At 65.9% G+C, this 26,359-nt stretch carries 22 protein-coding genes; 8 read left to right on the top strand and 14 right to left on the bottom strand.

The features are described from left to right. Positions 1-79: 79 nt before the first annotated feature. Positions 80-2,056 carry a tripartite tricarboxylate transporter permease gene (locus ACRAQ3_RS02375; protein WP_432255532.1) on the bottom strand — a complete coding sequence of 659 codons (1,977 nt, stop codon included), beginning with the start codon at positions 2,054-2,056 and terminating at the stop codon, positions 80-82. A gap of 147 nt (positions 2,057-2,203) precedes the next feature. Further along, positions 2,204-3,268 carry a Bug family tripartite tricarboxylate transporter substrate binding protein gene (locus ACRAQ3_RS02370; RefSeq protein ID WP_373568046.1) on the bottom strand — a complete coding sequence of 355 codons (1,065 nt, stop codon included), beginning with the start codon at positions 3,266-3,268 and terminating at the stop codon, positions 2,204-2,206. A 192-nt stretch (positions 3,269-3,460) separates the two neighbouring features. Between ACRAQ3_RS02370 and ACRAQ3_RS02365 the strand changes: the two genes are divergently transcribed. Then, complete coding sequence (locus ACRAQ3_RS02365; protein WP_432255531.1) at positions 3,461-4,132, top strand: response regulator transcription factor; 672 nt, start codon at positions 3,461-3,463, stop codon at positions 4,130-4,132. Continuing rightward, positions 4,132-5,490 (top strand): sensor histidine kinase N-terminal domain-containing protein, encoded by a 1,359-nt coding sequence (locus ACRAQ3_RS02360; RefSeq protein ID WP_432255530.1) that lies wholly within the window; start codon positions 4,132-4,134, stop codon positions 5,488-5,490. Before ACRAQ3_RS02365 ends, ACRAQ3_RS02360 begins: the two co-directional genes overlap by 1 nt. Before the next feature lie 6 nt (positions 5,491-5,496). On the opposite strand, the gene tcuB is transcribed toward ACRAQ3_RS02360, so the two are convergent. Genes tcuB through ACRAQ3_RS02345 form a run of 3 tightly spaced genes read right to left on the bottom strand, consistent with a single transcriptional unit; the run spans position 5,497 to position 8,616 of the window. Beyond that, on the bottom strand, positions 5,497-6,567 hold the full coding sequence (gene tcuB, locus ACRAQ3_RS02355) for a tricarballylate utilization 4Fe-4S protein TcuB (RefSeq protein ID WP_432255529.1): 1,071 nt from the start codon (positions 6,565-6,567) through the stop codon (positions 5,497-5,499). Further along, positions 6,551-7,942, bottom strand: a complete 1,392-nt coding sequence (gene tcuA, locus ACRAQ3_RS02350) for an FAD-dependent tricarballylate dehydrogenase TcuA (RefSeq protein ID WP_432255528.1) — start codon at positions 7,940-7,942, stop codon at positions 6,551-6,553. The genes tcuB and tcuA overlap by 17 nt, the downstream gene beginning before the upstream one ends. Further along, complete coding sequence (locus ACRAQ3_RS02345) at positions 7,939-8,616, bottom strand: GntR family transcriptional regulator (protein ID WP_432256253.1); 678 nt, start codon at positions 8,614-8,616, stop codon at positions 7,939-7,941. Before ACRAQ3_RS02345 ends, tcuA begins: the two co-directional genes overlap by 4 nt. Positions 8,617-8,692: 76 nt before the next feature. On the opposite strand from ACRAQ3_RS02345, the gene ACRAQ3_RS02340 reads away from it, so the two are divergent. After that, positions 8,693-9,748, top strand: a complete 1,056-nt coding sequence (locus tag ACRAQ3_RS02340) for an AbrB family transcriptional regulator (RefSeq protein WP_432255527.1) — start codon at positions 8,693-8,695, stop codon at positions 9,746-9,748. On the opposite strand, the gene ACRAQ3_RS02335 is transcribed toward ACRAQ3_RS02340, so the two are convergent. The 4 genes from ACRAQ3_RS02335 to ACRAQ3_RS02320 form a co-directional block, all read right to left on the bottom strand. After that, positions 9,720-10,697: a D-2-hydroxyacid dehydrogenase family protein gene (locus tag ACRAQ3_RS02335; protein ID WP_432255526.1), complete on the bottom strand. Its 978-nt coding sequence runs from the start codon at positions 10,695-10,697 to the stop codon at positions 9,720-9,722. The two genes, ACRAQ3_RS02340 and ACRAQ3_RS02335, sit on opposite strands and share 29 nt — an antisense overlap. Before the next feature lie 9 nt (positions 10,698-10,706). Next, complete coding sequence (locus ACRAQ3_RS02330; protein WP_432255525.1) at positions 10,707-11,798, bottom strand: 4-oxalomesaconate tautomerase; 1,092 nt, start codon at positions 11,796-11,798, stop codon at positions 10,707-10,709. Between the two features lie 59 nt (positions 11,799-11,857). Further along, positions 11,858-13,888: a tripartite tricarboxylate transporter permease gene (locus ACRAQ3_RS02325; protein WP_432255524.1), complete on the bottom strand. Its 2,031-nt coding sequence runs from the start codon at positions 13,886-13,888 to the stop codon at positions 11,858-11,860. 85 nt (positions 13,889-13,973) lie between these two features. Further along, positions 13,974-15,053 (bottom strand): tricarboxylate transporter, encoded by a 1,080-nt coding sequence (locus ACRAQ3_RS02320; protein ID WP_432255523.1) that lies wholly within the window; start codon positions 15,051-15,053, stop codon positions 13,974-13,976. Positions 15,054-15,181: 128 nt separating this feature from the next. Between ACRAQ3_RS02320 and ACRAQ3_RS02315 the strand changes: the two genes are divergently transcribed. Beyond that, positions 15,182-15,847, top strand: coding sequence for a response regulator transcription factor (locus tag ACRAQ3_RS02315; RefSeq protein ID WP_269398268.1), 666 nt, complete (start codon positions 15,182-15,184; stop codon positions 15,845-15,847). 53 nt (positions 15,848-15,900) lie between these two features. Next, a complete protein-coding gene (locus ACRAQ3_RS02310) occupies positions 15,901-17,217 on the top strand; it encodes a sensor histidine kinase (RefSeq protein ID WP_432255522.1) in 1,317 nt (438 codons plus the stop codon). A 246-nt stretch (positions 17,218-17,463) separates the two neighbouring features. Here the strand turns inward: ACRAQ3_RS02310 and ACRAQ3_RS02305 are convergent, their stop codons facing one another. After that, positions 17,464-18,843: a calcium-binding protein gene (locus ACRAQ3_RS02305; RefSeq protein ID WP_432255521.1), complete on the bottom strand. Its 1,380-nt coding sequence runs from the start codon at positions 18,841-18,843 to the stop codon at positions 17,464-17,466. A 439-nt stretch (positions 18,844-19,282) separates the two neighbouring features. Here ACRAQ3_RS02305 and ACRAQ3_RS02300 point away from each other — a divergent pair, with 439 nt between their 5' ends. Further along, a complete protein-coding gene (locus tag ACRAQ3_RS02300) occupies positions 19,283-20,704 on the top strand; it encodes a sensor histidine kinase (protein WP_432255520.1) in 1,422 nt (473 codons plus the stop codon). A gap of 7 nt (positions 20,705-20,711) precedes the next feature. Next, a complete protein-coding gene (locus tag ACRAQ3_RS02295; protein WP_432255519.1) occupies positions 20,712-21,098 on the top strand; it encodes a response regulator in 387 nt (128 codons plus the stop codon). Between the two features lie 279 nt (positions 21,099-21,377). Here the strand turns inward: ACRAQ3_RS02295 and ACRAQ3_RS02290 are convergent, their stop codons facing one another. From ACRAQ3_RS02290 to ACRAQ3_RS02280, 3 genes are all read right to left on the bottom strand, one after another. Beyond that, positions 21,378-21,740 carry a hypothetical protein gene (locus tag ACRAQ3_RS02290; RefSeq protein ID WP_432255518.1) on the bottom strand — a complete coding sequence of 121 codons (363 nt, stop codon included), beginning with the start codon at positions 21,738-21,740 and terminating at the stop codon, positions 21,378-21,380. Between the two features lie 623 nt (positions 21,741-22,363). Next, on the bottom strand, positions 22,364-22,630 hold the full coding sequence (locus ACRAQ3_RS02285; RefSeq protein WP_432255517.1) for a hypothetical protein: 267 nt from the start codon (positions 22,628-22,630) through the stop codon (positions 22,364-22,366). A 1-nt stretch (position 22,631) separates the two neighbouring features. Continuing rightward, on the bottom strand, positions 22,632-23,516 hold the full coding sequence (locus ACRAQ3_RS02280; protein WP_432255516.1) for a mechanosensitive ion channel family protein: 885 nt from the start codon (positions 23,514-23,516) through the stop codon (positions 22,632-22,634). A 245-nt stretch (positions 23,517-23,761) separates the two neighbouring features. On the opposite strand from ACRAQ3_RS02280, the gene ACRAQ3_RS02275 reads away from it, so the two are divergent. After that, positions 23,762-24,739 (top strand): calcium/sodium antiporter, encoded by a 978-nt coding sequence (locus tag ACRAQ3_RS02275; RefSeq protein WP_432255515.1) that lies wholly within the window; start codon positions 23,762-23,764, stop codon positions 24,737-24,739. A gap of 402 nt (positions 24,740-25,141) precedes the next feature. On the opposite strand, the gene ACRAQ3_RS02270 is transcribed toward ACRAQ3_RS02275, so the two are convergent. Then, on the bottom strand, positions 25,142-26,173 hold the full coding sequence (locus ACRAQ3_RS02270; protein WP_432255514.1) for a TerC family protein: 1,032 nt from the start codon (positions 26,171-26,173) through the stop codon (positions 25,142-25,144). Positions 26,174-26,359: the final 186 nt, after the last annotated feature.

The following is a 26,359-nucleotide window of genomic DNA, read 5'->3' as shown; positions in this document are numbered from 1 at the left end:
GCCCGCAGGCCGTCAAAAGTGTCGGTGGAGACGGACGCGGCACCGGGCTACCGGTGCCGCAGCTTCGCGCGAGCTCGGATCAACTGAACGGCCAAGGCAGCGCCATGTGCTCCTGCGCCAGCCCATAGGGAAAGTTGAGCGACAGCGCCCAAGCCAGGAGCAGCACCACCCCAGCCGCTGATGCGGTCATTAGCGCCGCCGGGACGAGCCGGGTCCGTGCCCGCAGCAGCAGGAAGGCCGGGAAGAACAGAAGCAGTGCCGCGTAGAAGCCCAGCACCGCGCTGCCCGCGACCAACGCCGCGATCCAGCCGATGCCACCCCACATCCCCGCCAGCCCCTGATCGGGGGTGACGGCAAGCTCGGCATCGAAGCGCGCCTTGTGGCCGGGTGCGGCGGTGACCAGCTGTGGCAGCAGCAGCGCGATCATCGCCAAGCCGATCACCGCGGCGCTGGCCGGGAAGATCATGCCGAGGAAGCTATGACCGAGCGCATCGCGCAGCGCCCAGAGGAAGAACAGGCCGATCGCCGCCGCGAACAGCACCTGCGGCAGACGCTGGCGATCGGTCCCGCCGGCCTCGACGCTGCCCGCGGCCCCGGTGTCGTCGACGCGGTTGCGCAGGCCGAGCACCACCGAGGCGACGGTGAGCAGCGCGAGGATGATCACGCCGGGGCGGGTGACGAAGCCCCAGTCGTAGAACTGCACGGCCTGGTAGAAGTAGGTCTCGGCCTGCGGCGCGAGCACGTAGCCGATCAGCAGCGCCGGGCGCGGCCAGCCGAAGCGCTTCATCAGCACGCCGAGCACGCCCAGCGCCAGCAGCGCCACGAGATCGGCGAGGTCGCGGGTGGCCTGGAAGGCGGCGAAACAGATCAGTGCGATCATGAAGGGCGCCAGCACCTGGAACGGCACGCGGGTCAGCCGGGCGATCGGCTGCGCCAGCATCAGGCAGATCCCGGCGCCCATGACGTTGGCGATCGCCAGCGACCAGATCACCGAATAGGTGATGTCGAGATCGGCGCCGACCATGGCCGGGCCGGGCTCGATGCCCAGTAGCACCATGCCGCCGAGGAACACCGCCATTGAGCCCGAGCCGGGAATGCCGAACAGCATGGTCGGCAGCAGCGCCCCGCCCTGCATGGCGTTGTTCGCGCTTTCAGGGGCGACAACGCCCCGGATGTCACCCTGGCCGAATTTCGGATCGGACTTGGTGCTCTGCACCGCGTGGCCATAGGCGATCCAGTCGACCACCGAGCCGCCGAGGCCCGGGATCGCGCCGATCATGCAGCCCATGCCCGAGCAGCGCAGCGACAGGAATACGTTTCGCCACCAGTCGCGCAGACCCTGGCCCCAGCCAGAACCCAGCGCGCTGCCCTCCGCGATGGCGGCGTTGCGGCGCAGCAGGTCGGCGATCTCGGGGATGGCGAAGAAGCCGAGACCCACCACGACGAGCGGAATGCCGTCATAGAGATAGTCGAACCCCATGATCATGCGAAATTCACCGGTCGCGGGCGAGCCGCCGATCGAACCGATCAGCAGGCCGACGACGCAGGCCGCGAGCCCCTTGGCGAGGCTCCGCCCGGCGAGCACCGCCACCATCGAAAGGCCGAACAGGGTCAGCATGAAAAGCTCGGCCGAGCCGAACATCAGGATCAGCGGCCGGGCAATTACCACGAAACCGGTCAGCACCAGCGCACCGAAGAGGCCGCCGAACATCGAGCTGACGAAGGCGGCGGACAACGCGCGCGCCGCCTGCCCCTGCCGGGCCAACGGGAAGCCATCCAGCACCGTGGCCTGGCTTGCCGATGAGCCAGGAATGCCCATCAGCACCGAGGAGAACGTATCGGAGGTCGGGATTACCGCGACAAGGCCGATCAGCATCGCCAGCGCCGAGACCTCGTCCATACCATAGAGAAACGGCACCAGGAGCGACAGGCCGGCGATGCCGCCCAAGCCAGGGATGACGCCGACCGTCAGGCCGACCGAGACGCCCAGCAGCATGTAGAGCAGGTGCTGGAAGGTGAGCAAAGTCGCGAGAGCGTTGATAAGCGTGTCCGCCACGGCAGCGATCCTTGGTATAGCGGCGACAAGCCGGCGCCCGTCCCCGCCGCCATGCGCGATGGGGTAGGACAGGCGCATGCCCGCCGCAGCGATGTCGGTGATGGGGAATGGTGCCGGGCGAACACGAGGTCCGCCCGGCGGCCGGGCTTATTCGCCCAGACGGACGCCGTATTCGCCGGCCAGCATCTCAACCACCTGATCGCGCAGCTCGGGCGCGATGGTGGTACCACGCTCGAACAGGGTCTGGGCCTGCGGGCCGGTCACCTGCTCGTAGGTGCCGAGCACGGCCTCCTTCGCGGACTGGTATTCTGGATCGGCCTTCATCGCCTCGAAGGCCGCCTCATAGGCCGCAACGATCTCGTCGGGGGTCTCCGACGGCACGACGACAAGCTTCTGGGCCGGGAAGCCGGCGGCGAAGAAGGCGAAGTAGGCGTCGAATTCCGGCCCCTCGGCCGGCTGACCGGTCAGGGTCTCGTAGGCCTCGCCGAAATGCGGCAAGTCGGGGAAGGTCGGGTCGCGAACCAGCACGCCATCCTCGTCGAGAGCGCCCCAGCTGAACAGCGGCACGGCCTGACCGGCTTCGACCAGTGGCTGGACGTTGCTGATATAGGCGGAGGAGGTCTGGTAATCGATGTTCACCTCGCCGCGCTCGAATGCGATCCGGCCATCGCTGCGGCCCTGGAATCCGAAGACGTGCCGCGCGTCGAGCCCCATCGCCTCGAAGGCCAGTAGCGGCACGAGATCGAGCGAGGTCGCGCCCTGGCTGGCATAGGTCAGCTTCTGATCCGCGAGCTTGCCGATCTCCTCAGGCGCGGTCACTCCGGTCGCGGGGGTGGTGTAGACCACGCCACCGGTGGGCGAGGCCATGACCACCTTCCAATCCTGATAGTCGTAGCGCACGCGCGGGTCGTTCAGGAGGTAGGGAAACTGGGTCGAGCCGGAGGTGCCCAGCAGCTGCAATCCGTCCGGCTTGGCGCGGGCTGCATAAAGGTTCGCGCCCTTGGTCGAACCGCCGCCCGGTTCGTTGACGACGACCACCGTCGGATTGCCCGGCAGGTACTTTTGCAGGAACGGTGCGTTGAAGCGGGCCCAAGTGTCCGAGCCGCCGCCGGGCGAGAACGGGATGATCCACTCGATGGTCTCGCCTTCGAAGCTGACCGAGGCCTGCGCCGACATGGGCAGCGTCAGCGCGACGCCGGTCCACAGCGCCATGGCCAGTCCCGTCCTGCGGGTGATGCCGAGATTCTTTGACAAGTCGTCCTCCCTTGATGTCTTAGAGTTCGAACGGTCCCGGCGGATCTCCTCGTCCCCGCCGTGCCCGGGGTCCGCGGCGGCTGTCGCCGGTGGCCCTGACCCGGCGGGATACACCCGCAACCTGTCCGAAAGCTGTCGGGATCGAATTTCATGCGGATCGTTCTGATCGAAGACAATGAGGGCCTCGCCAAGGGGCTTTCTGCCGCGCTGCGCGATCATGGCTTCGCCGTCGACTGGCTCGCCGACGGGGCGGAGGGCGCGAGGTTCCTGCGCGACGAGAGCGCAGACATCGCCATCATCGACGTCAACCTGCCGGGTTTGGGCGGGCTGGAAATCCTGCGCAGTCTGCGGGCGCGCGGCGATGCCGTGCCGGTGCTGATGCTGACCGCGATGGGAAAGACCTCGGACCGGGTCACCGGGCTCGAGGCCGGGGCGGACGACTATCTCGTGAAACCCTTCGAAGTGGCCGAGCTGGTGGCGCGGCTGCGCGCGCTGGCCCGCAGGCGGCCGGAACTGCGCGCCGATGTCGAAAGCTTCGGGGCGCTCAGGCTCGACCGCGCCGCACGCCGGCTCTCCGGGCCGGCAGGACCCATCGATCTCCCCCGCCGCGAGCTGGCCCTGTTCGAGGTGCTCGCGGCGAATTCCGGCCGCATCGTCGAGAAACAGAGGATCGCCGCCACGCTCTACGGCACCGGCTCGGAGGTCGAGCCCAACGCCGTGGAGATCCTCGTGTCCCGGCTAAGGCGCAAAATCGAAGGTCATGGCGTGACGATCCGGACCGCGCGCGGGCTGGGCTACATGCTCGACGACGGGGCCGCGTGATGCGGCTGTCGCTTAGGGCGCGACTGTTCACGATGATCGTGCTGCCGCTGGTTTTGGTTGCCGCTCTCGCGTCCTGGGCGCGGCTCGACAGCGCCACGCAGCTGTCGCAGCGGCTCTATGACCAGACGCTGATGGCCGTGGCGCTTGTGATCTCGCGTGACGTGCTGCTGAGCGAGGGCGATATCCTGACCGGTGCGCTCTCGGGCGCGCTGAGCGAGGCGCTGGGAGACCGTGTCTTCTACCGGATCGTCGGACCGGAGGGCAGTTTCGTCACCGGCTTCTCGGAGGCCCCCGCGCCGCCACCCGGGGATGACTCGGACATGCCGCGCTTCTACGACAGCACTCTGGACGGGGTGCCGGTGAGGGTCGTGACGCTGCGCGAGCATTTCGACGATCCGCGGTTCGAGGGCTGGGTCACGGTGCAGGTCTGGCAAACCGTATCCGAGCGCGCCGCGCTCAGCTTGCGGCTGCTGGCGCAGACGATCTTCACGCTCGCCTCTGTGATCGTCACGGCCGGGCTGATCGTCTGGTTCGGCATCCATCGTGGCTTGCGACCGATGCGCCAGTTCGAAGCGGCAATCGCGGCCCGCAGCCCCGACGATCTCCAGCCGATCCGCCGTTGGGTGCCGCCCGAGATGAACCGGTTGGTCGAGGCGACGAACGACCTGCTGGCGCGGCTTCGTGCAGCCTTCGCCGCGCGCGACGCCTTCATCTCTGACGCGGCTCACCAGATCCGAAATCCTATCGCATCACTGCAAGTTCAGGCCGAAGCACTGCTCACCGCACCCGACGAGGCCAGCTTGCGCCGCCGTGCCGGTGATCTGGCGACGGATGCGCGGCGCGCGGGGCGTCTGACCAACCAGTTACTGTCGATGGAGAAGGTCCGCGGCCGCAGCCTGCGCCGCGAACGGTCCGAACTCGACCTCGTGGCGCTGGCGACGGAAACGTCCCGAGGCTTCGCCGCGCGCGCCTTGCGGCGGGGTGTGGAGGTTTCCTTCGCCTCGACCGGCACGCCCCGGTCGATGATTGCCGACCGCGTGCTGATGGAGGAAATGCTGGTCAATCTGCTCGACAACGCCTTGATGCATGGCGCGGCTCGTGGCGGTGAGATTGCCGTAACGCTCGATTTCGCCCCTGAGGCCGTCACCCTCGCGGTGCAGGATGACGGCCCCGGTGTCCCGGACGACCTGCGGGAACGTATCTTCGACCGGTTCTTTCGTGCGGAGGATGACGGCACTGCGGGCTGTGGTCTGGGGCTTGCGATCGCGCGCGATGTCGCGCAGGCGCATGGCGGCGATGTGCGGCTCGCCTCGGGCACCCAGGGAGCGCGGTTCGAAGCCGTGCTCCCGCTATCCTGAATTCGCTCAGCTCGCCTCCCGCCGTTGCGCGTCCCGGACCAGCGCCGCCAGCCGGTAGAAGCCATGCGCCATCTTGGTGAAGGGCATCAGCAGGAAGAAGGCCAGCACTCCGCCCAGATGCAGCGCGAGGATCACCGGCAGCGCCGCGTGATCGCGCAGCAGCCAGAGCGCCAGCCCGCTCCATGCCACGAAGGCCAAGAGCAGCACGAAGCCCATCTCGCCGCCCCAGGCGCTTGGTGCACCAAGCTCGGGATCGGCCTTGAGCTTGAGATGCGCGAGCCACAGCGCACCCCCCCCGAGCAGCAGCCCGCCCGGCACGCCCAGGAGCTTCGGCAGCGACCAGAAGCCGTAGGGCGCGGGCGCGTCGAAGACGTAGTGCAGCACGGTGCCAGACGAGGTCGATGCGAAGCAAAGCAGGAAGCCTACCAGCACGGCGGTGTGGGCATGTCGGCGCGCTTGGCTGAAGCGGTCTTCCTCTTCGAAGTTGCAGCCGTCACCGTGCCCGCCGGCGAGGTTGCGCATTTTCGCGGCCGAGCCGAAGGCATGGCGCAGATGGCCGAGCGTGATCCGCCCGCCGCCGACATGCGCCCAGTAGCGGCGCAGGCTGACGGAAAGGCTCGCGAGCGGCAGCAGGAAGGCCGGCGCGAAGATCGCCACCATGGCGTTGTGCGACAGCACCGCGTAGAAGCCCTCGCCCTCCGCCGGCAGGGCGCGCGCGGCGAGGAAGAGCGCCGCGAACCCCAGCACGAAGGCGACGGCGATCATCGTGCCGCTGCGCTGGAAGGCGCGCGCCAGCCCGCCGGGCCAGGCGAAGGTGTCCCAGCTGTCATGCCGCAGCTCCGCCAGCGCCTTGGGCAGGTTCAGGTCGAACTCGTGCGGCGCGGTGTATTGGCAGGCATGGTAGCAGTTGCGGCAGTTGTGACAGAGATTGGCAAGCTGTGTGAGGTCGGCCTCCGCGAAAGCGCGCTCAGCCTGCAAGGCGGGGAACACCGCGCAATAGCCCTCGCAGTAGCGGCAGGCGTTGCAGATCTCCGCCTGGCGGCGTGCTTCTTCGACGAATTCAGGCTGCATTTGCATATGCGGCGGCCTCCTTGCCTGCGATACGTCCAAAGACGGTTCCGATGGTCATGCCGAAGCCGGCGAGATAGCCTTGGCCCAAGATCGAGCCCGCCATGGTCTCGCCTGCGGCCCAGAGGTTGCGGATCGGGCCCCGGTCGGTGGCGCACTGCGCGCGTTCGTCGACCTTGAGCCCGAGATAGGTGAAGGTGACTCCGGTCTTCAGCGAGTAGCCGTAAAAGGGCGGCTCGGTGATCGGCCGGGCCCAGTTGGTCTTGGGCGGGGTCAGTCCCGTCGTGGTGACGCCGTCGAGTTCCATCGGACTGAAGCCCGAGGTGTCGCCGCAGGCCGCGTTGAATTCGGCCACCGTGGCCGCGACCTTCTGCGCGGGCAACCCCATCATCCCGGCCAACTCTTCGATGCTGTCCGCTTTCAGGGGCGGCAAGACCGAGGGCATGAAGAGGTTGATGCTCTTCGCGTCGATGATGACGTGGCCGACCTGGTCGGGCTGCGCCGCGACCAACCGACCCCAGATCGCGTAGCGCTTGGGCCAGACGTCCTCGCCTTCGTCATAGAAGCGCTCGCCCTCCTTGTTGACCACGATGGAGAACGGCACGCAGTCGAGCCGGGTGACGATGCCACCGTCATAGAGCGGCGCACGCCCATCGATGGCGACCGCGTGGCACTGGGTCGGATCGCCGACCGAGGCCACGCCCTGATCGAGCAGATCGGCCAGCACGACGCCGCGGTTGTAGGGCGTGCCGCGGATCAGGAAGTTTTTCGCCGCCGGCCCCCAGGCCCGCGCCAGCCAGTCGCGGTCGGCCTGGAACCCGCCCGAGGCCACGACCACGGCGCGCGGCGACAGGCTGTGGGATTGGCCCTCATGATCGAAGTCGACCCGCGCGATGCGGTCGCCATCGAGTTCGAGATGCGTGACATGCGCCTCGTAGCGCACCTCGACACCCAATGCCTCGACGGTGCGGTAATAGGCGTTCACGAGACTCTTGCCGCCGCCCATGAAGAAGGCGTTAGTCCGCGCGAGGCTCAGCGTGCCCGAAAGCGAAGGCTGGAAGCGCACGCCATGCGCCTCCATCCAAGGCAGGCAGTCCTGCGAAGACCGGATGGCGAGACGCGCGAGGTTTTCGTCGGTCTTGCCGCCCGTGACCTTCATCAGGTCGGCCACGTATTCCTCTTCCTCATAGGCATCGACCAGCACCGAGAGCGGCCCGTCATGCATGCAGCGGAAGTTGCGGGTATGGCGCGAATTGCCACCGCGATAGGGTTTGGGTGCGGCCTCAAGGATCAGCACCCGCGCCCCCGCCTCGGCCGCCTCGATGGCGGCGCAGAGCGCCGCGTTGCCACCGCCGATCACCAGAATGTCGGGCGTGTCCGTCACAGCATGTCTCCATCATCGAGCGGCGGCGCCTTGGCACGGACAGCGCGAACGCGCACCCGCTGGGCGGCCTCGATATGCGCGCGCATCGCGGCCTCGGCGCGCACGCCGTCGCGCCCGATCAGCGCGTCGAGCACGGCGCGGTGCTCCTCGACCGCCCGCTCGGCCCGCTCGGGCGCGGTGAGCGTCGTCGGCCCGAGGATCATTAGCGCTTTCTGAAGCCCCTGGATCGAACGGGTGAGAAAGCGGTTCTTGGCGGCATCCAGAAGCGCCGCATGGAACTGCCGGTTAAGGTCGTAGGCCTGTGGCGTGGCACCGGCGCGGACCAGTTCCTCGTTCAAGGTGGCGAGCTCATCGATTTCGATCTCCGAGGCCGCTCGAGCCGCGAGGCGCGCTGCCGTGCCCTCGAGCACCGCGCGCATCTCATAGAGCTCCATCACCTCGGCGTAGTCGAGCCCGCGTACGCTGGCGCCCTGACGCGGGACATGGGTGACGAGACCGTCCGCCTCGAGTTGGCGGATCGCCTCACGCACCGGCGTGCGGCTGACGCCCAGCCGCTCGGCCAGTTCGGTCTCACGCAGCCGGTCGCCCGCCGCCAGCCGGCCGGCCCGGATCTCCTCGAGCAGGCGGCGATAAGCGGTACCACCCTGCCCTTCGCCGCGATCCTCCTCGCTCAGCGTCATGATGCTCCCCTTGCAAATTGCATACAACTGGATACAAGTGGACACATACCGAGTCAACGCGGAGTTTCCGATGCCTCGCCTGCCGCTTCCGCCCGCTGCCCGCATCGCCCTTACCGCAGCTGTCGCAGCGCTTGGCACGCTGGCCTTCCATGCCGCAAACCTGCCCCTGCCCTTCCTGTTCGGACCGATGTTCGCCTGCCTCCTCTCGGCACTCATTGGGCTACCGCTGCGCGGCTTCGGGCAGGTCTCTGTCGCGGGTCGCACGATCCTCGGCGTCGCGGTCGGTGCCTCGATCACGCCCGCCGTGCTGGCGCGACTGCCCGAAATGGCGGTCTCGATCGCGCTGGTGCCAGTCTTCATCGCGGTGATCGGCGCGGTCGGCGTGCCGTTCTTCCGGCGGGTCTGGGGTTTCGACGGAGCGACGGCCTATTATGCGGCGATGCCCGGCGGGCTACAGGACATGGTGATCTTTGGCATCGAGGCGGGCGGCGACGCGCGGGCCCTGTCGCTCATTCACGCGACGCGGGTGCTGTTCATCGTCACGCTGGCCCCCATCCTGCTGACCCAACTCTACGGCAGCAGCCTGTCGAACCCGATCGGCGTGCCCGCCTCCGACCTGCCGCTGGCGGAGATGACACTGATGGCCGCCGCCGCATGGATCGGCTGGAAGGGCGGCGAGCGGATCGGGCTGTTCGGCGCCTCGATCCTCGGCCCGATGATCGTGACCGCCGCGCTCTCGCTCTCGGGGCTGATCCATGCGCGCCCGCCCGCCGAGGCGATTCTTGCTGCGCAGTTCCTGATCGGCTGCGGCATCGGCGTCCACTTCGTGGGCGTGACCATGCGCGAGCTTGGCCGCGACGTGGCGGCGGGCGCGGCCTATGTGGTGGTGCTGGCGGCGCTGGCGGCGGCGGTGTCATCTCTGGTGCGGTGGCTCGACCTCGCCGAGGGCGTCGACGCCTTCCTCGCTTTCGCACCCGGTGGCCAAGCCGAGATGACGGTGCTGGCGATCGTCGCCGGGGCCGATCTTGGCTATGTCATCGCGCATCATCTGACACGGATCGTTCTGGTCATCACCGGCGCGCCGGTGGTCGCTGGGATCAGGCGTCGGGCCGGGCCTCGGGATTGATGACGTTGATCGGTGTCCCGGCCGCATAGGCCACGACCTGGTCGAAGATGTCCGAAAATTGCAGATCGAACTCGTCCTCGGTGACGAAGCCGATATGCGGCGTGCAGATCAGCTTCGGATGCGCGAGCAGCGGATCGGCGGGGTCGGTCGTGGGCTCGGTGTCGAACACGTCGATCGCCGCCATGCCGGGACGGCCCCGGTTCAGGGCCTCGAGCAACGCGCCGGGCGCGATCAGCCCCGCGCGAGAGGTGTTCACGAACACAGCGTCGGGCCGCATCCGCGACAGGTCGTCCAGCGTGACGATGCCGCGCGTATCGGGCTTGAGCCGGACATGCAGCGAGACGACGTCGCTCTCGGCGAAGAACGCCTCACGGCTGGCTGCCACGCGCGCGCCATCGGCCTCGGCCCGCGCGCGCCCCTCCTCGGAGGCCCACCACACCACCTCCATTCCGAAGGCCTCGGCATAGCCCGCGACAGTCCTGGCGATCCGCCCGTAGCCGTAAAGCCCGAGCCTGCGCCCGCGCAGCGTCCTGCCGACGCCGATCTGCCAGCGCCCGGCCTTGGTCGCGGCCATCTGCTGCGGGATCTGGCGCATCGCCGACAGGATCAGCCCCCAAGTCAGCTCGGCCGCGGCATAGGAGGGCGTGTCGGCATGCATGTTCGAGCACAACAGCACGCCGTGATCGGTGCAGGCCGCGACATCGACATGCGGGTAGACGCTGCGCTGGGAGATCAGTTCGAGCTTCGGCAACCGCTCCAACAACGCGCGGGTGATCTTGGTACGCTCGCGAAACAGCACCAACGCCTCGGCCTCGCTCAGCCGGTGGGCCAGTTCATCCACATCCTCGACATGATCGGTCCAGACGGTGACGTCGTGGCCCCCGAGCTTCGAGAAGCACGGCAGCCCGCGCAGCGTGTCGAACCAGTCGTCGAGAATGTGGACCTTCATCTTCGTTCCCTATGCCGAGCCGCCCCACACTGACTTTGGCACGAAGACCTTGCCCTCCGCGAGCTTTCGTGCGGTGCGCAGGAGCCCGGCCGCCTCGAGGGTAAAGCCGCCCTTAGTCGAATACTCGACCAGCACGTCGATCGTGCCCGAGGCGTGCTCCAGCACCACGTTCGCGGGCGAGCCTGCGGGACGCTCGAGCAGTCCATCGGCCACCGTGCCCGGGGTCAGGGCGCAGGAGGCCAGGCATTGCGCCCCGGTCACCGCCATCGAGGGATGGGTGTTCCACGGCATGAAATAGCGCGTGGTGATCGAGCCACCGGCCCGCGCGGGCGCGAGCAATCCGAACTTCGGCGTCACCGACTTGGCCACGTCGCCCATCCCCATGCGTCGCCCGGCCTCGAGCCGCACCGCCTCGATCCGCGCGAAGAGATCGCGGTCCGCATCGAGCTCGGCCGCGCTCTCGTAGCCCGTCACGCCGAAATCCGCGGCCCGGCCGATCACCATCGGCATGGCGACGTCCATGCAGGTGACCTCGACCCCGCCGATCTCGTCGCGCAGCTGCCCGGTGGGCAGGAAGGCCCCGGTGGCCGAGCCGACCACGCCGCGGAAGCTCAGCTCGACCGGCGCCGCCGTCCCCGGCACCCCGGCGATGGCCGCCTCGCCGTCATAGGACAGCCGCCCGCCCGGCGTCATCACCCGGGCCACGACCCGCGCGCCGGTGTTGACCGCGCGGATTTTCACCTCGGTGACGTCACCGGTCACCGGCACCAACCCCATCTCGATCGCCGCCGGGCCGACGCCGGACAGGATGTTGCCGCAGGTCGGCTTGAAGTCCACCAGCCGCTCCGCAACCGCGACCTGCGCGAAGAAGTAGTCGACATCGGCCCAGTCGTCCTCTGAAGCCGAGAGCATCGCCACCTTGGTGGTCACCGCCGCGCCGCCACCGATGCCGTCGATGTTGAGCGGGTGCCCGGCGCCGAGCGCCGCGATCAGAACTTCGGCCAGGATCTCGCGATCCTCGGGCAGGTCCGAACGCCGGAAATACGGCCCCCGCGACGTGCCGCCGCGCAGGAAGAGAAAGGGTATGCCAGTTTGTGTCATTGGTCGTGTCCAAAGTAAATTGGAAGGGCCCGGCCCCTGTTCGGAGCCTGGCCGGGATCTCAGCGCAGCGGCCAAGGCAGATCGATCGCGTCCTGCAAGAGCCCCGGCGGAAAGTCGCGGTTGAGCGCGCTTGCCATCAGGCACATGAACGCAATGCCCGCGGCAGACAGCAGAAGCGTCTTGCCCCAGCCGCAGCCCGCGCGAATGCGGAAGAAGGCCACGAGGAAGCCTGCCAGCGCAAGAATGAAGCCCACCACCCAGGTCGCGGCGATGAGCCCCGCGAACCATGCCAGCGTGCCCCAGAGCCCGTGCGGCGCGTCGGCATCCTCGCCTGCCATCTCCTTGTCGGCGAAGACTGCGTCGCTCTCGGGCCGGCGCATCATCTGTACCAGCAGCACGAGGCAGGCCGCCAAGGTCACGCCGCCCACCACCAGTGGCACGATCTTGTCGGTCATGTTGTAGTCAGGGATGGCATTGGCATTGATCAGCGCGGCGATGACATAGCCCATCACCACCATCAGGAACACCAGCGGCGCGCGCTTGGAGCCGGTGGGCACATCGCCCTCGGCGGCGATAGCCTTGGCCTGCCGCAATCCGAACACGACCGACAGCACGGTGATCACGATCAGCACGATCACGATCGGCGAGAAGACGTATTCCATCCCCTCCTCGAAGCTCTTGCGGAAGCGGAAGGAGGCGATCTGCACCGCCTGGTTCGAGAACTTCTCGACCGGATTCGACAGCACGAAACCGATCAGGAAGGCCGGGCGCGACCAGTCGAAACGGCGCAGGAACACACCGATCAGGCCGATCGCGAAGAGCGCCAGCAGGTCCTCGAAGTTCTGGCCCGACTGGAACGCCGCAAAGGCAATCAGCATGAACAGGAAGGGCGCGAGATAGGTGAAGCGGATCGTCGTGAGCCGGGCGATCCCGCCCGAGGCCGCGATGCACAGCAGCGTGCCGACCACATTGGCCAGCGCCAGCAGCCAGACGATGGAGTAGGTGATGTCGAGATTGTCGCGCAGCATGGCGGGGCCGACCTCGATATCGCCCGTCCCGAGAAGCGCGATCGCGCCGATGAAGATCGCCATCGAACCCGAACCGGGAATGCCGAACAGCAGGGTCGGCACCAGGCCGCCGCCTTCCTTGGCGTTGTTCGAACTTTCTGGCCCGATCACGCCACGAACGTTGCCTAGCCCGAACTCGGAGGTGTCGCGCGTGCTTTGCACGGTATGACCATAGGCGATCCAGTCCACTACCGAGCCGCCGAGGCCCGGGATGACACCGACCACCACGCCGATGATCGAGCAGCGGACCGAGAGCCACTTGTTGGCGAACCAGTCGCGCACCCCGTCGGCCCAGCCCGCGCCGAGCCGCGCATCCTCGGAAATCGCACGGTCCTGCCGCAGCAGCGAGACGATTTCGGGCACCGCAAAGATGCCCAGGCCCACGATCACCAGTTGCAGCCCGTCGATCAGGTAGGGGATGTCATAGGTCGACATGCGCAATGAGCCGCCTGCGTCGGCCTCGCCGATCGTGCCGACCAGAAGACCGAGCCCCGCCGCCGCCACGCCCTTGAGCGCGACGCGGCCCGCGAGGATCGCCACCATCGACAGGCCGAAGACCGTGATCATCAGCATCTCGGGCAGGCCGAAGGCCAGCACGATCGGCCGGGCTACGAGGATGAACATGGTCAGGAAGGCCGCGCCCACCAGCCCGCCGAACAGCGAGGATGTGAATGCCGCCGAGAGCGCCCGCGCCGCCTGCCCCCGCTTGGCCATCGGAAAGCCGTCGAGCACCGTGGCCTGACTCGCCGAGGAACCGGGGATGCCCATCAGCACGGAGGCGAAAGTGTCCGAGGTGGGTACCACCGCAACCATGCCGATCATCAGCGCGAGACCCATCACCGGGTCCATGCCGAACATGAATGGCAGCAGCAGCGACAGCCCGGCGATGCCGCCAAGTCCGGGGAAGACCCCGACCGCAAGTCCCATCACCACGCCGAGCACCAGATAGGCGAGGACCATCGGTTGCAATATCAGGGCCCAGGCCTGACTGAGCGCAGGCAGGGCCGTTGCGATCATCTCCATGAGGGTCGCCTTCACATGTCAGGAATGGAATTTGGAAGCGCCCCGCCCCCGAAGGGGGAGGGAGGACGGGGCGCCGGCGAGGGCCTCAGCCCTCGAGCTCGACCCCGTAGGAGTCGCGCAACCAGGTCTTGACGTAGTCCTTGGCTTCCTGCGGCACCGAGGTCGCCTGCTGAAGCGCGCGCTGGGCGCCTTCGCCGACGAAGACCGGATATTCACCCACGGCCTGCGTGGAGATCTGCTCGAAATCTTCACGGTTGCGGACCGCCTCGAAGGCCGCGACATATGTGTCGATCACCTCCTGATCGGTGCCCTTCGGCAAGAAGGCCAGTTTCTGCACCGGGAAGCCCGCGACGAAGAACGCCTTCCAGGCGTCCCATGCCTCGCCGGAGGTCTCGCAGCCGTCGGTGGCCTCGCAGACTTCCTTGAAGGTCGGGATGTCGGGGAAGGTCGGGTCGCGGACGATATTGCCGTCCTCATCGAGCGCGCCCCAGGTCATCATCGGCACGGCCATTCCCTGCTCAACCAGATCGGCCGAGCCACCGAGATAGCCGGAGGTGGTCTGGTAGTCGATATTGGCCTCGCCGCGCTCGAACATCAGTCGGCCGTCACCGCGGCCCTTGATGCCGAAGACCGGCTCCACATTCATGCCGAGCATTTCCCAAGCCAGCAGCGGCACGAGATCGAGCCGGGTCGCGCCTTGGCTGCCATAGATAAAATCCATGTCCTTGAGCGCGTTGGCCGATCCGTCGAACTTGGCGCCCGCCTCGGGCTCCAGATAGGCGACGCCGCCGGTGCCCGACGCCATCACCGGAACCCAGTCGTTGTACTCGTAGCGCACGCGCGGGTCGTTCAGAAGATAGGGGAACTGGGTCGAGCCCGAGGAGCCGAAGATGAGCGTGCCGTCGCCCTCTTCCTGCTTCTGGAACCAGTTGGCACCCTTGGTCGAACCGGCACCGGGCATGAACTTGACCACCACGGTGGGCTGGCCCGGCAGCGCCTCGGACAGCAGCGGCGCGAAAAAGTTGGCCCATTTGGCCGAGCCACCGGTTTCCGAGAAGGGGATCACCCACTCCACGGTCTCGCCCGAAAGATCGACCTCGGCGGTCGCGGCGAAGGGGGTGGCGGCGATCAGCGCCGCAAGCGCGGCGCGCGTGAATTTCGTCATGTCGTCCTCCCAACGTTTCGGATGCCGATGGTCGGGCTCCTCCCCGCCACCGGCGCCTGCGGGGGCTTCACCTCGCCCCCGAACCAAAGCATCATGGCGCACCAACCTTGCACGAAGCTTGCAAAGAAATGAGAATTGTCATCGTCGAGGATAACGAAGGGCTGGCGAGCGCCATCGCCTACCGCCTGCGCGATCGCGGCCATTCGACCGACCTTCTGGGCGACGGCCGCGAAGCAGACGCGCATCTGGCGGCCGAGGGCGCCGATTTGGTGGTGCTCGACATCAACCTGCCTGGGCTCGACGGGATCGAGGTGCTGCGAGCCATGCGGGCGCGAGATGATCGCACGCCGGTCCTGATGCTGACGGCGCGCGGCGAGACTGCCGACCGGGTACGCGGCCTCGATGCCGGGGCCGACGACTACCTCGTGAAGCCTTTCGAGATGGACGAGCTTGAGGCGCGCATCCGGGCGCTGTCGCGGCGCCGCGACCTCGACTACGGCGTGGTGGAGACGATCGGACCGCTACGGTTCGATCGGCAGGCGCGGACGCTCGGCACCGTTGAGGGCCCACTCGACCTGCCCCGCCGCGAACTGGCGCTGTTCGAATGCCTGCTCGAGGGGCGCGGCCGGCTGGTGTCGAAGTCGCGCCTCACCGACCATGTCTACGGCGTCGGCGCTGACGTGGATGACACCGCGATCGAGCCGCATGTCTCGCGCCTGCGCCGCCGCCTCGCGCCGCATGGCGTGACGATCAAGACCGCGCGGGGCTTGGGCTACATGCTCGACCGCGCATGAGGCGGCCAATCTCGCTGCGCGTCAGGCTACTCTCCCTGACCCTGGTACCACTAATGCTGGTCGCGGTGGCGCTCGGGGCGTGGCGGTACACCGTGGCACAGTCCACCGCCGAGGAAGTCTTCGATCGGTCGCTGCTGGCCACGGCGCTGGCGATCTCGCGCGATGTCACGGTTTCTGGCGGCGATGCCCTTACCCCGGCCACCCGCGACCTTCTGAATGACGCCTCTGGCGGCGAGGTATTCTACCACGTCACCGGCCCCGATGGCGTCTATGTCACCGGATACGCCTACCCGCCGCGACCAGCAGAAGTGCGCGAGGGGCCGATCACCCTCGGCAAAGCCCTCTATCGTGGCGAGGAGGTGCGCATCTTGCAGCTGGTCGAGCGCAGCACGCTTGGCAACTTGACCGGCGACTCCCGGGTGACGGTCTGGCAGCGCACGGCCGATCGCCACGCTTTTGCGCGCGCCCAGGCGTTGCGTTCGCTCAGAACGATGGGTGCCCTGCTCGCGGTGCTTGCCGTTCTGATGTGGTTCGGCGTGGCACGCGGTCTCCGCCCGCTGACCGACTTGGAAGCCGCGATTGCGCTGCGCTCGCCCGACGACCTGACCCCGATCCGTCGTCCGGTCCCGCCCGAAGTCGCCGGGATCGTCGCCACCCTGAATCGGCTTATCGGCCAGATGCGCGACAGCATCGCGGCACATCAGGCATTCATCTCGGATGCGGCCCACCAGCTGCGCAACCCGGCTACGGCCACCCTGTCGCTGGCCCAGACCGCACGGGACGCCTGTGACCCCGACGAACGCGAGCGAAGGCTCGATGCGCTCGTCGAGGCCGCCCGCCGCTCGGTTCGGCTGACCGAACAGCTGCTGTCGCTCGAAAGGCTGCGCTACGCTACACCCGAGACCGAGATCCCAGAGATCGACCTCGTTCCCGCAATCGAAGAGGTCTGCGCAGTGGAAGGCGCAGCCGCATTGGAAGCAGGGCTGGATTTCGAGCTGTCCGTAGACGCGCGCGCGCTTCCAGTCCGCATGGACCCGGTGCATGCCGGTGAGGCGGTAAAGAACCTGATAGACAATGCGCGGCGCCATGGCGGACCGAGTTTGAAATCGGTCCGGGTAGAGTTGACGCGCAAAGGAAACATGGCGCTCGTCCGGGTCGTTGATGATGGCCTCGGGCTGTCGCCCGATAATGCCGACAAGGCATTGAAGCGCTTCGGCCAGATCGGTCCGTCGAGCGGCAGTGGCCTCGGTCTATCGATCACCGAGGCCATCGCAAAACGCTACGGCGGACGCCTTGTAATTGAAGCCGCAAAGGTTGGCGCAAGTATTTCGATCCAGATCCCAGTATCTGGGACCGTTCTTACTCCTTAGTAATACTCATAAAATATTGGACAGAAGCAGGCCCTACCCTCTCCAGCGCGGTGTGAAGCGATGATGCCATGTTACAATGACAGTGTTCGGCCCCAACCGGTCATTCGGTGTCAGTTTACCAGACGTCTGCTTCCGCTGGCGACAATACACCCAGAAGGAGCCGCCCATCCTGTAGCGGCTCCGAATAGGATGTGTGTATATAGAGCTACATATTTGCGCTGTAGCTTGGTCAGGCGTTGGTCAATCTTATCCCAGGAAATCGGCATCGCTGACTTGGAGCAGGATCTGCCCCATGTCGGCGGTGATTGAGACGAAATCCTGATTAGTGGAGAAATCCGTAATGTCCGGATTGCCATCTACGAACGCTTCGAAATCGTCCTTCGATTGCAGCGTATACTCCGCGCCGTCGGCCTCGAACATGACGATGTCATTGGTGGAAGCATTTGTCGTCAGGGTGAAGTCGGTGACTTCGTCATTGCCGAACTTTTCTTCTGTGAAGTCGAAGGTATCGACCCCGCCGCCGCCAGTGAAGGTATCGTCACCCTGCCCGGCAAAGAAGGTGTCGTTATCTCCTCCGCCATAGACGGTATCTTCGTTGCGACCGTCATAAATGATGTCGGCGCCGCCCTGACCTCTGATGATGTCCTCGTTGTTGCCACCGTAGATCGTATCGGCACCGTCGCCGGCGATGATCTCATCATTGCCGGCTCCACCCCGGATCGTGTCCGCTCCACTTCCGGAGTTGACGAAGTCATCACCCCTGCCGAGGTAGATGTCATCATCCCCCTGTTCGGCAGAGACTTCATCCTTGCCGTCACCCGTGCGGATAATGTTGTTCCCGCCGCCCGCGGTGATCACGTCGTCGCCGTCACCACTGTCAATATCGTCATTGCCCGAACCGGTCTTGAGATCGTCGTCACCGGACCCGCCTTCAACGATTTGGTTGCCCTCGATGTCGGATGTCAGCGTGATCCCACCGGTCGTGGCGCTCGCATCGATCTCTTCCAACTTCGGGCTGGAAACGACGACCTTGGAGGTCGCGTCGCCTGACAAGGTCAGCGACTCGATCTCGGTAAAGTCGGAAATGTCGACCTGGTTCTCCTTGCCGCTCAGGACGAGATCGATGTTCTCGACCTTCAGCCGGTCCTCGGTCGGGTTGTCGATCCCGTCCTCCGTGCCGTCGAAGGTGCTGTCGGAAGTGAAAGTGACGTTGCTGGCGATCGCCTCGAGCTTCAAGGTATCGTCGGCTGCTGCGAGGGCGCCATCCGCGAACTGGATCTTGACCGTCCCGCTGCCCACGTCGTCCCCGCCGAAGCGAATGCCAAGGTCGTCGGTATCAACGGGTTCAATGATGATCGAAGCTTTGTCGCTTATGATCCTCTCGGCTCCACTCACGTTGGAGATGTCGAAGGCCAAGCCGCCAGTATCGATGAACAGGTCCTCGACGTTGCTGATGACCGGCGCCTGAGCTCCGTTCTGCTCGGCGTTTGCTACAAGCGTATCGAAACCGCTTCCACCGTCGATCCTATCCTCGGATTGCAGGGTTCCCGCCTTGCCGACGATCCGATCGTCGTCAGTGGTGCCTTCGACGTTGTCTGCGGTATCGGTGAGCTTGAACTTTGCCATATGAATGGCCTCCTCATGTAGGGACGCTTTGAGCGCCCGACTTCGGATCAAGGCGACATGCCTGTCGACGCTTACGGGGGCGAACAGTCCGAGAGCCTGTCGGTTCCGAGAAGTCGAGTGACGTCCCTGGCTCTGCCGGTGTCAGCTGGAGCGCAGATCGAGGAACGATTGATGGCCATAAACGACCGTCAGAATCATGGACCGACAAGCTGCTCATCTTTGAGCAGCCATTCGACATGGCCTCAGCGATAGGCGGTATTCGCCCTCACAGCCCAAGGGTGCTGCCGGCCCATTGCCGCCATTCGGCTGGTTCGCAGCGAATGGCGGCTTCGTGAATATGACAGAACTGTTGCACGCCGGTGCTACCGCTTCGGGAGCGCCACGCTATGTAGGGCGTTGCTGCCGGGTTCGAGGCAGCTCTGCGCCTTGAAGGATCACCATGCTCGACGCTCCCATCCTGTCCGGCAGGGCCATCCTGCACGCGATCCCGGTGCCCGCGATCATCATGTCGACCGATCTTCTGATCATCGACGTCAACGCGCCCTTCGAGGCCGCCGTGGCGCGCCGAAGGGCCACGCTGCTCGACCGCCCGCTGTTCGACGAGTTCCCGCCGCGTCCCGACACGCCGAACCTCGAGGCGACGATCCGCGCCTCGGTTGCGCGCGCGGCGGCCTCGCGGCAGACCGATGCGTTGGAGCCGGGTCGGCATGACATCGTCATGCCCGATGGCAGCTTCGAGACCCGCTACTGGCGGCTGTCGCATTCCCCGGTGATCGAGAACGGCGAGGTCACCTGCATTCTTCAGCTGGTCGAGGACGTGACGGCGGAGGTGACGAAGCAGCTTCTGCTCGAAGCCCGGGAGCGCACCGCGGCCGACGGGGCGGCCCTCTCCTTCTGGGATCTCAACCTCGTCACGGGCAAGCTGATCCGCTCCGCCGGCGTCGATACGATGCACGGGTTCGCGCTGGGCGAGGCCGGCGAGGACATCGAGCCGTTCTTCGAGCGCGTCCATCCCGAGGATCGCGAGCGCGTGCGCATGGAGGTCTTCTCGGCCGCCGAGCGGGGACCCGGGCCGACGGTGCTCGAGCACAGGCTGCTGCTGCCCAACGGCAGCATCCGCTGGATCTCGGCGCGCGGCGAGATCCTGCCCGGACCGGTCAACGGCGAGCCGCACCTCGTGGGCATGGTGATCGACATCACCGAGTTCCGGCAGAACGAGGAGCGGTTGGAGGCGGCGCTCGCCAACCAGAAGATGCTGCTCGACGAGGTCAATCACCGGGTCAAGAACTCGCTCCAGATGGTCGCTAGCCTGCTCAGCCTCGAAAGCGGCCGGGCCTCGCCCGAGACCCGTGAGAAGCTGCTCTCAGCCAGCACCCGGGTCAACGCGATCGCCACCATCCATGCCAGCCTCTACCAGGACGGCGATGTGACCAGCGTGGCCGTCGACCAGCAGCTGCACGATCTCTGCGACCACGTCGCCGCCTCGTCCGGCTGCGATGTCCGGGGCATTGCGTTCGACCTCGACGTGGTTCCGATCCGGCTGTGCCCGAACAAGGCCATCAGCCTGTCGATCATCGTCAACGAGCTGATCACCAATGCCCTGAAGCACGCCTTCCATGGACGGGAGAAAGGGCGTGTAAGCGTGCGCCTCGCGAAGGATGCCGAGACGGGCGAGTTCGTGCTGACGGTTGCCGACGACGGCACCGGCCCGTGCGAGGCGGTCGAGGGCCAGGCGTCGCGCGGCTCGGGCCTGGGCCAGCGGCTGATCCAGATGTCCGCGCGCCAGATCGGCGGCCATGTCGAGCAGTCGAACTCCCCGCAAGGCTGGCAAACCGTCGTCCGGTTTCCCGCCGCGGTCTGACCTCGCCATGCGTATCCTGATCGTCGAAGACGAGGTCTTCATCGCGCTCGACCTCGAGATGCAGCTCATGGATCTGGGCCATGAGGTGGTGGGCATTGCCGCGTGCAAGGCCACGGCGATCGAACTGGCCCGCGCGCAGGCGCCCGATCTGGCGCTTGTCGACCTGCACCTTGCAAGACAGACGAGCGGTGCCGAAGCCGCGGCCGTTATGCGCGCCGATCTCGGCATCCCGTCGATCATCGTCAGCGGCAGCCTGCACGAACTGACGGAGGTCGACATCGCAGCCATCGCTCCGGTGGCCATGCTCGGCAAGCCGTTCAGCCCGGTGAAGCTGCATGCCGCAGTCCAAAGGGTCGCGCAGAATGCCACTCTGCGCGCTGAGGGGACCGAATAGGCGGCGACGGAGAACCTTCGATCCGCCTACGCCAGCACCGTCTGAAGCGCGAACGAAACGGCAAAGCGAAACGTGGTGTAGTTCGCCGCGGCCGCGGACGCCATTGCGGCACGCCGGTTGAACAATGAGCTCCGGTTCATCGCGTCAACCGCCCCTCCTGGCTTCCTGGCCTCAAAATCAGCGCAGGAAGGCGACCCAGAAGGAGGGCGTCCACAAGACACGGGGACCATTCAGATCCCCGGCTCGGCAGGCATCAGGCGATGCCTGCCGAGTTGCAAGTCAAGCTGCCTTCGCTGGTCCTGTGTTGTCAATTGGAGCCTGAAGCGGGCTCGTATGCGGACGAAGTTCGCCATGGTTGAATGCCAGGCGACGTGCCAGCCAAATGCTGCCACCGCCCCCCAAAGCTACAGCAGCGGCGCCGATGAGGCCCAGCTCTACGAACTCTGGACCGATGTTTAGAAGCGCGGTCGCAAAGAACCCGATACCGATAGTGAAAAACGTCGCAAACATAAGAGTGATCGAAATCATCGCGCTGTCTTTACGGGTCCATCTTGCAGGAACTGGCTTGCGCGCTTTTCCATAGGCCCACGCGAAGAGAAGAGCCGCCGCCGCCAACATGCCGACGCCGAGGAGAAGATTCATTTCAAGCTCCAAAGGATGGCGCAGCGAAGTTGTTGGGCTTGCCGCCCACGCGACTCATGCGCCGATGCCCGCATCTTACCGCGGAGCGCTCGCAATGAAACAACTTCTCAATGATCTTTGGGGCCGACGTTTCTGCCCTGGCCGTTCGACAGCCTAACCCCCTCATGCAGATCTGCGAGAGGGACGTTTCGCCGATCCGAAAATACCATCATATGCAATCTCATGAGGGCCAAACGCAGCTGGTTCGATGGCCAGCCTTTCGCAATTGGCTCAAGGTCCTGCTTTGGCTCGGAATGCTCGCTCAAGCCTATCTCGGCGACGATATGCACGGCATTGTCGACGATCTCGATCCAAAGTCGTTACGATTCAATGACCGGTAGCATGCCGGGCGCTTGAGCGGTGGCGCAGTTCAAATACGTACCGATCTGAGCATGCCGTCGAGCTTCGCCTGCGGCATCTTGCTCACGCTGACGGAGCTCGAGGTCGTCGCCGTCGATCCCCCGGGCGACGATCGGAGAGCCATCCAGCTCTATGAGGCTGCGCACCGCGAACGCAGCGCGTTGGACGCACGCGTTCGGCGAGAATTGCGGGCAATCAATTCGCTGCAATGGTCGCCCACCTTTCTATGCCACTGCCGATGGTATCGCGAGCGAAGCGGCAAAGCGGAAGGCGATGCAGATCGCCGCGGCCGCAGAAGCCAGCGCGGCCCGACGGTTGAGCAAGGCGCTCCGGTTCATCGCGACAACCAGTCGGTTGAGGTCGGCATGGTCGAGATCTTCGAAGCGCGAGATGCGACGCACCGTGCGGGCTCCGGCCTGATACCACAGCGCCGCAGCCACGAGCGAGCTGACTATCGCGGCCAGATCGAGGATGACGAACAGTGTGGGCATGTCAGTCGGTCTCGCTTGGTGACGGGTCGGTCTCGGGCGGGGTTGTTTGCGCCGGGACATGGAGTATCGTCAGCAAATGCCAAGTGATCTCGCTCTCCAGCTGCTCCGCGGCAGACAGGGGGCAGAAGAGCGTGATCTCGGCGCGCAGCTTTCCCAGGTCCGTCGTTCGAAACCGGATCGTGGGCGCCGGGTCCGGCAGGTCGGCATGGGTCCGGCGTTCGATCGCGGCGTTGGCCCTGGCGGCCCGCTCGCGGAACGGCTCGTAGCGCTCCTGCACGATGCCTGCGACCTTCTCCCGTAGCCCTTCGAGCTTCGGCATCGGCTCCAGCGTCACCGCGAAGTGGTGATAGGCATGTTCACGCAGTGCCGTCTGATTTCGAACGGGGGTAACCAGAAGCATGCTGTTGGGCATCACGATGGTCCGGCCGGTGGGCATGTGGGCATGGGCTCCAGCGCCGAATTCCTGCACCGTCGTGGCCAGCAGGGTATGGTCCGTGACTTCGCCCCGGATCTCGCCCACCTCGATCCAGTCCCCGACCGAGAAGGGGCGCGTCGTCGCGCGCAGCACGGCGCCGGAGAGGCACAGGATCAGCTCCTTGGTGGCCACGACGATCGCGACGGCGACCGCGGTCAGGGACAAGGCGAAGGTGCGCAACTGCGGCGCCCAGATCAGCACCAGGCCCACGAGAGTCAGGAAGAGAAAGAGGTTGCGGCTCGACGCGATCAGCCTGCGTTGCTCGTGGACCGGCAGCTCCGACCGGGCGCGGATCGCGCGCAGGGCCGCCTTGCGCGCGATCCAGAGCGTTGCGAGCAGCAGCAGCGAAGCGAAAGGGTCGAACTGCGGCAAGAGCGCGGGGTCGAAGGGGAGGGTCAGCCGATCAAGCATGGGCGGAAACTGAGTGCGGCAAAGACTGGAGGCAAGCATTTCGGACAGCGCCCGCCTCCAATGCCCACATCTTATCGGCCTTGGCGTCCACGCGAGCGCATCGGTCGATGGCAGGCCATCCTACCGCAGCCATCACAGTCCGGCCGGGTGATCCCGGCGGCAGCATCAGCGGGTCACAAGCGTCATCTGACATATCATCGTGGGCCCGGACACGATGGACAGACGATGATGACGGAGTTTGGACGATGATGGACATGTGGCTGCCGCTGATCGGAGGGCTTGTCCTGCTGATCGCTGGCGGGGATCTCCTGGTCCGCGGCGCGGTGCAGGTCGCCGAGCGGCTGGGGGTCTCCCCCCTCGTGATCGGTCTCACGCTCGTGGGGTTCGGGACCTCCACGCCCGAACTCGTGACCTCTGTTCAGGCGGCGCTGTCGGGATCACCGGGGATCGCATTCGGCAACATCGTCGGCTCGAACATCGCCAACATCCTTCTGATCCTTGGCATCTCCGCGATGATCCTGCCCATCGCGGTCCCCTCCTCGGCGCTGCGCCGGGATGCCGTCGTCATGCTCGGGGTCGCCGCGGTCTTCGCCGTCCTCTCGTTCGCCATGCCGCTCGGGCGACTCGTCGGCGTCGCTCTCATCGCAGCCCTCATCGCCTACATCTACCTCGCCTTCCGGCAGGAAAGTTCTGCCGCGGAGCATGGAGCCATCTACGACAAGGCCGCGGCGCTGGAAGCAGTGGACCCGGGCCTGCATCCGAAGCCGTCATCTGCGGGCGGCATGATCACGCCCCTTCTGCTGGCGGTCGGCGGTCTCGTGCTGGTGGTGGTCGGGGGCGCCTTCCTCGTGAAAGGCGCGGTGGCGATCGCTCAGTCCTTCGGCATACCGGAGACCGTAATCGGTCTGACCATCGTGGCCGTCGGCACCTCGATGCCGGAACTGGTCACCTCGGTGGTGGCCGCCTTCAAGCGCCAGAGCGACGTGGCCTTCGGCAACATCGTCGGCTCGAACATTTACAACATCCTGGGAATCGGTGGCGGCACTGCGCTCATCTCCCCCGCACGGGTGCCGGAGCAGATCGTCACCTTCGACAACCTCCTGATGGTCGGGGTGTCCCTCCTGCTCGTGATTTTCGCAGTCACCGGCCTGAGGATCGCCCGCTGGGAGGGCGCCGTGCTGCTGGCCGGCTATCTGGCCTACCTCTACGTTCTTTGGCCGTAGGCCGGCTGCCAGAATTCGGTCAGAGGTTAGATTGTCATTTGTTGCTGTCACCGCTCTGCGCTGCAAAGCACTCGGCCGTCAGACTGAATTTCCGAGTCGCGTTTAACCCGGCTGGGTGAGGCCGTTCCTGACTTGGCCGAAGAAACGCACTACCGGTAATCGCTTGGTAGTGAAGCGCTTTGCTACTGATAGGCTGAGCCGCAATAAGGGCGCGACCAAGTCCGAGGCGAGCAGTCGCGCGAGTTGAATACCAGAGAATGGCAGGCAGCCGATTGGCCCTGCGCCAAACTTCGGCTCTCACTTGCTTACCTACCATACTGTCTGGCCTGACAGGTGAAGCGTAAGGGCCCGGCACCACCATGCCGGGCCCTCCCTGCCGTGCGGTCCGTGGACGGCGGCCGGTCAGCTCTCGCGCGCCACCGGGATCGCGACCGTCTGCGCCGCCGGTTGCTCCGCATGGACCAGCACTTGCCCCCGCCCGGTCTTCCACAGCGAGAAGGCCACGCCAGCACCGAGGATCGCGAAGGTGATGCCGAGCGACCAGGCCGGCGGGAACTTCTCCCAACCCAATGCTTCGGCCACGAAGACCTTGGAGCCGATGAACACCAGCAGCAGCGACAGCGCGTATTTCAGGTAGGCGAAGCGGTGCAGCACCGCCGCCAGCGCGAAGTAGAGCGCCCGCAGCCCGAGGATCGCAAAGATGTTCGAGGTATAGACGATGTAGGGGTCGGTGGTGATGGTGAACACCGCCGGCACCGAGTCCACCGCGAACACGAGATCGGCCACCTCGATCAGCATCAGGGCCAGCAGCAGCGGCGTGACGTAGCGCTTCATCCGGCCCGTTGCCGGGTCGGCGCGCTTCAAGGTGAAGGCATGGCCGTGCAGTTCGTCCGTCACCGGCAGGCGGCGCTTGAGGAACTTGAGCAGCCTGTTGTCCGAAATGTCGTGATCGCCCTCCGTGACGAACAGCATCTTGATGCCGGTGACGATCAGGAAGGCGGCGAAGAAGTAGAGCACCCAGTGGTATTCGGCGACGATGGTGGCGCCGAGGCCGATCATCAGCCCGCGCAATGCGATCACGCCGAGGATACCCCAGAACAGCACCCGGTGCTGATACTGCCGCGGGATCGCGAAGAAGCCGAAGATCAGCGCGATGACGAAGATGTTGTCCATCGCCAGCGTCTTCTCGACGACGAATGCGGTGAGATACTGCGCCGTCGCCTCGCCACCCATCTGCCACCAGATGAAGCCCGCGAAGGAGAGGCCAAGCGTGATGTACATGGCTGAGAGCTTCAGGCTCTCGGCGACGCCGATCTCGTGATCGTCGCTGTGTAATACGCCCAGATCGAAGATCAGCAGAGCGGCGACCAGCGCCATGAAGACCAGCCACATCCAGAGCGGCTGGCCGAGAAACAGAAGAAACAGGATTTCCACGATGACCTCTTGTGCATGACCGCACCCGAGGTTGGGGGTGTTTGGACCCCAATACCATCGGGCACACCCGATGCGGTCCGACATCACGTGGAAGATCCAACGTCAGAGGGGCCCGGCCCGCACGATGATAGATCCCCCTCTCCTGGGGCGATTACAAGAGGCGGCAAGAAATATTCTCACCCTCCT

This window comes from Limimaricola sp. AA108-03, from assembly GCF_050847355.1.
Classification (GTDB): Bacteria; Pseudomonadota; Alphaproteobacteria; order Rhodobacterales; family Rhodobacteraceae; genus Limimaricola.
The sequence above is the reverse complement of the archived record's forward strand: the minus strand, read 5'-3'. Positions and strand labels throughout refer to the sequence as shown.

Bases quoted from the DNA above. Each gene is read 5' to 3' on its own strand.
- ACRAQ3_RS02370 (WP_373568046.1), bottom strand. From the start codon at position 3,268: ATGGCGCTGTGGACCGGCGTCGCGCTGACGCTGCCCATGTCGGCGCAG.
- ACRAQ3_RS02365 (WP_432255531.1), top strand. From the start codon at position 3,461: ATGCGGATCGTTCTGATCGAAGACAATGAGGGCCTCGCCAAGGGGCTT.
- ACRAQ3_RS02315 (WP_269398268.1), top strand. From the start codon at position 15,182: ATGAGAATTGTCATCGTCGAGGATAACGAAGGGCTGGCGAGCGCCATC.
- ACRAQ3_RS02300 (WP_432255520.1), top strand. From the start codon at position 19,283: ATGCTCGACGCTCCCATCCTGTCCGGCAGGGCCATCCTGCACGCGATC.
- ACRAQ3_RS02325 (WP_432255524.1), bottom strand. From the start codon at position 13,888: ATGGAGATGATCGCAACGGCCCTGCCTGCGCTCAGTCAGGCCTGGGCC.
- ACRAQ3_RS02335 (WP_432255526.1), bottom strand. From the start codon at position 10,697: ATGAAGGTCCACATTCTCGACGACTGGTTCGACACGCTGCGCGGGCTG.
- ACRAQ3_RS02305 (WP_432255521.1), bottom strand. From the start codon at position 18,843: ATGGCAAAGTTCAAGCTCACCGATACCGCAGACAACGTCGAAGGCACC.
- ACRAQ3_RS02360 (WP_432255530.1), top strand. From the start codon at position 4,132: ATGCGGCTGTCGCTTAGGGCGCGACTGTTCACGATGATCGTGCTGCCG.
- ACRAQ3_RS02285 (WP_432255517.1), bottom strand. From the start codon at position 22,630: ATGCCCACACTGTTCGTCATCCTCGATCTGGCCGCGATAGTCAGCTCG.
- ACRAQ3_RS02275 (WP_432255515.1), top strand. From the start codon at position 23,762: ATGATGGACATGTGGCTGCCGCTGATCGGAGGGCTTGTCCTGCTGATC.
- ACRAQ3_RS02295 (WP_432255519.1), top strand. From the start codon at position 20,712: ATGCGTATCCTGATCGTCGAAGACGAGGTCTTCATCGCGCTCGACCTC.
- ACRAQ3_RS02280 (WP_432255516.1), bottom strand. From the start codon at position 23,516: ATGCTTGATCGGCTGACCCTCCCCTTCGACCCCGCGCTCTTGCCGCAG.
- ACRAQ3_RS02310 (WP_432255522.1), top strand. From the start codon at position 15,901: ATGCTGGTCGCGGTGGCGCTCGGGGCGTGGCGGTACACCGTGGCACAG.
- ACRAQ3_RS02340 (WP_432255527.1), top strand. From the start codon at position 8,693: ATGCCTCGCCTGCCGCTTCCGCCCGCTGCCCGCATCGCCCTTACCGCA.
- ACRAQ3_RS02330 (WP_432255525.1), bottom strand. From the start codon at position 11,798: ATGACACAAACTGGCATACCCTTTCTCTTCCTGCGCGGCGGCACGTCG.
- tcuB (WP_432255529.1), bottom strand. From the start codon at position 6,567: ATGCAAATGCAGCCTGAATTCGTCGAAGAAGCACGCCGCCAGGCGGAG.
- ACRAQ3_RS02320 (WP_432255523.1), bottom strand. From the start codon at position 15,053: ATGACGAAATTCACGCGCGCCGCGCTTGCGGCGCTGATCGCCGCCACC.
- ACRAQ3_RS02290 (WP_432255518.1), bottom strand. From the start codon at position 21,740: ATGAATCTTCTCCTCGGCGTCGGCATGTTGGCGGCGGCGGCTCTTCTC.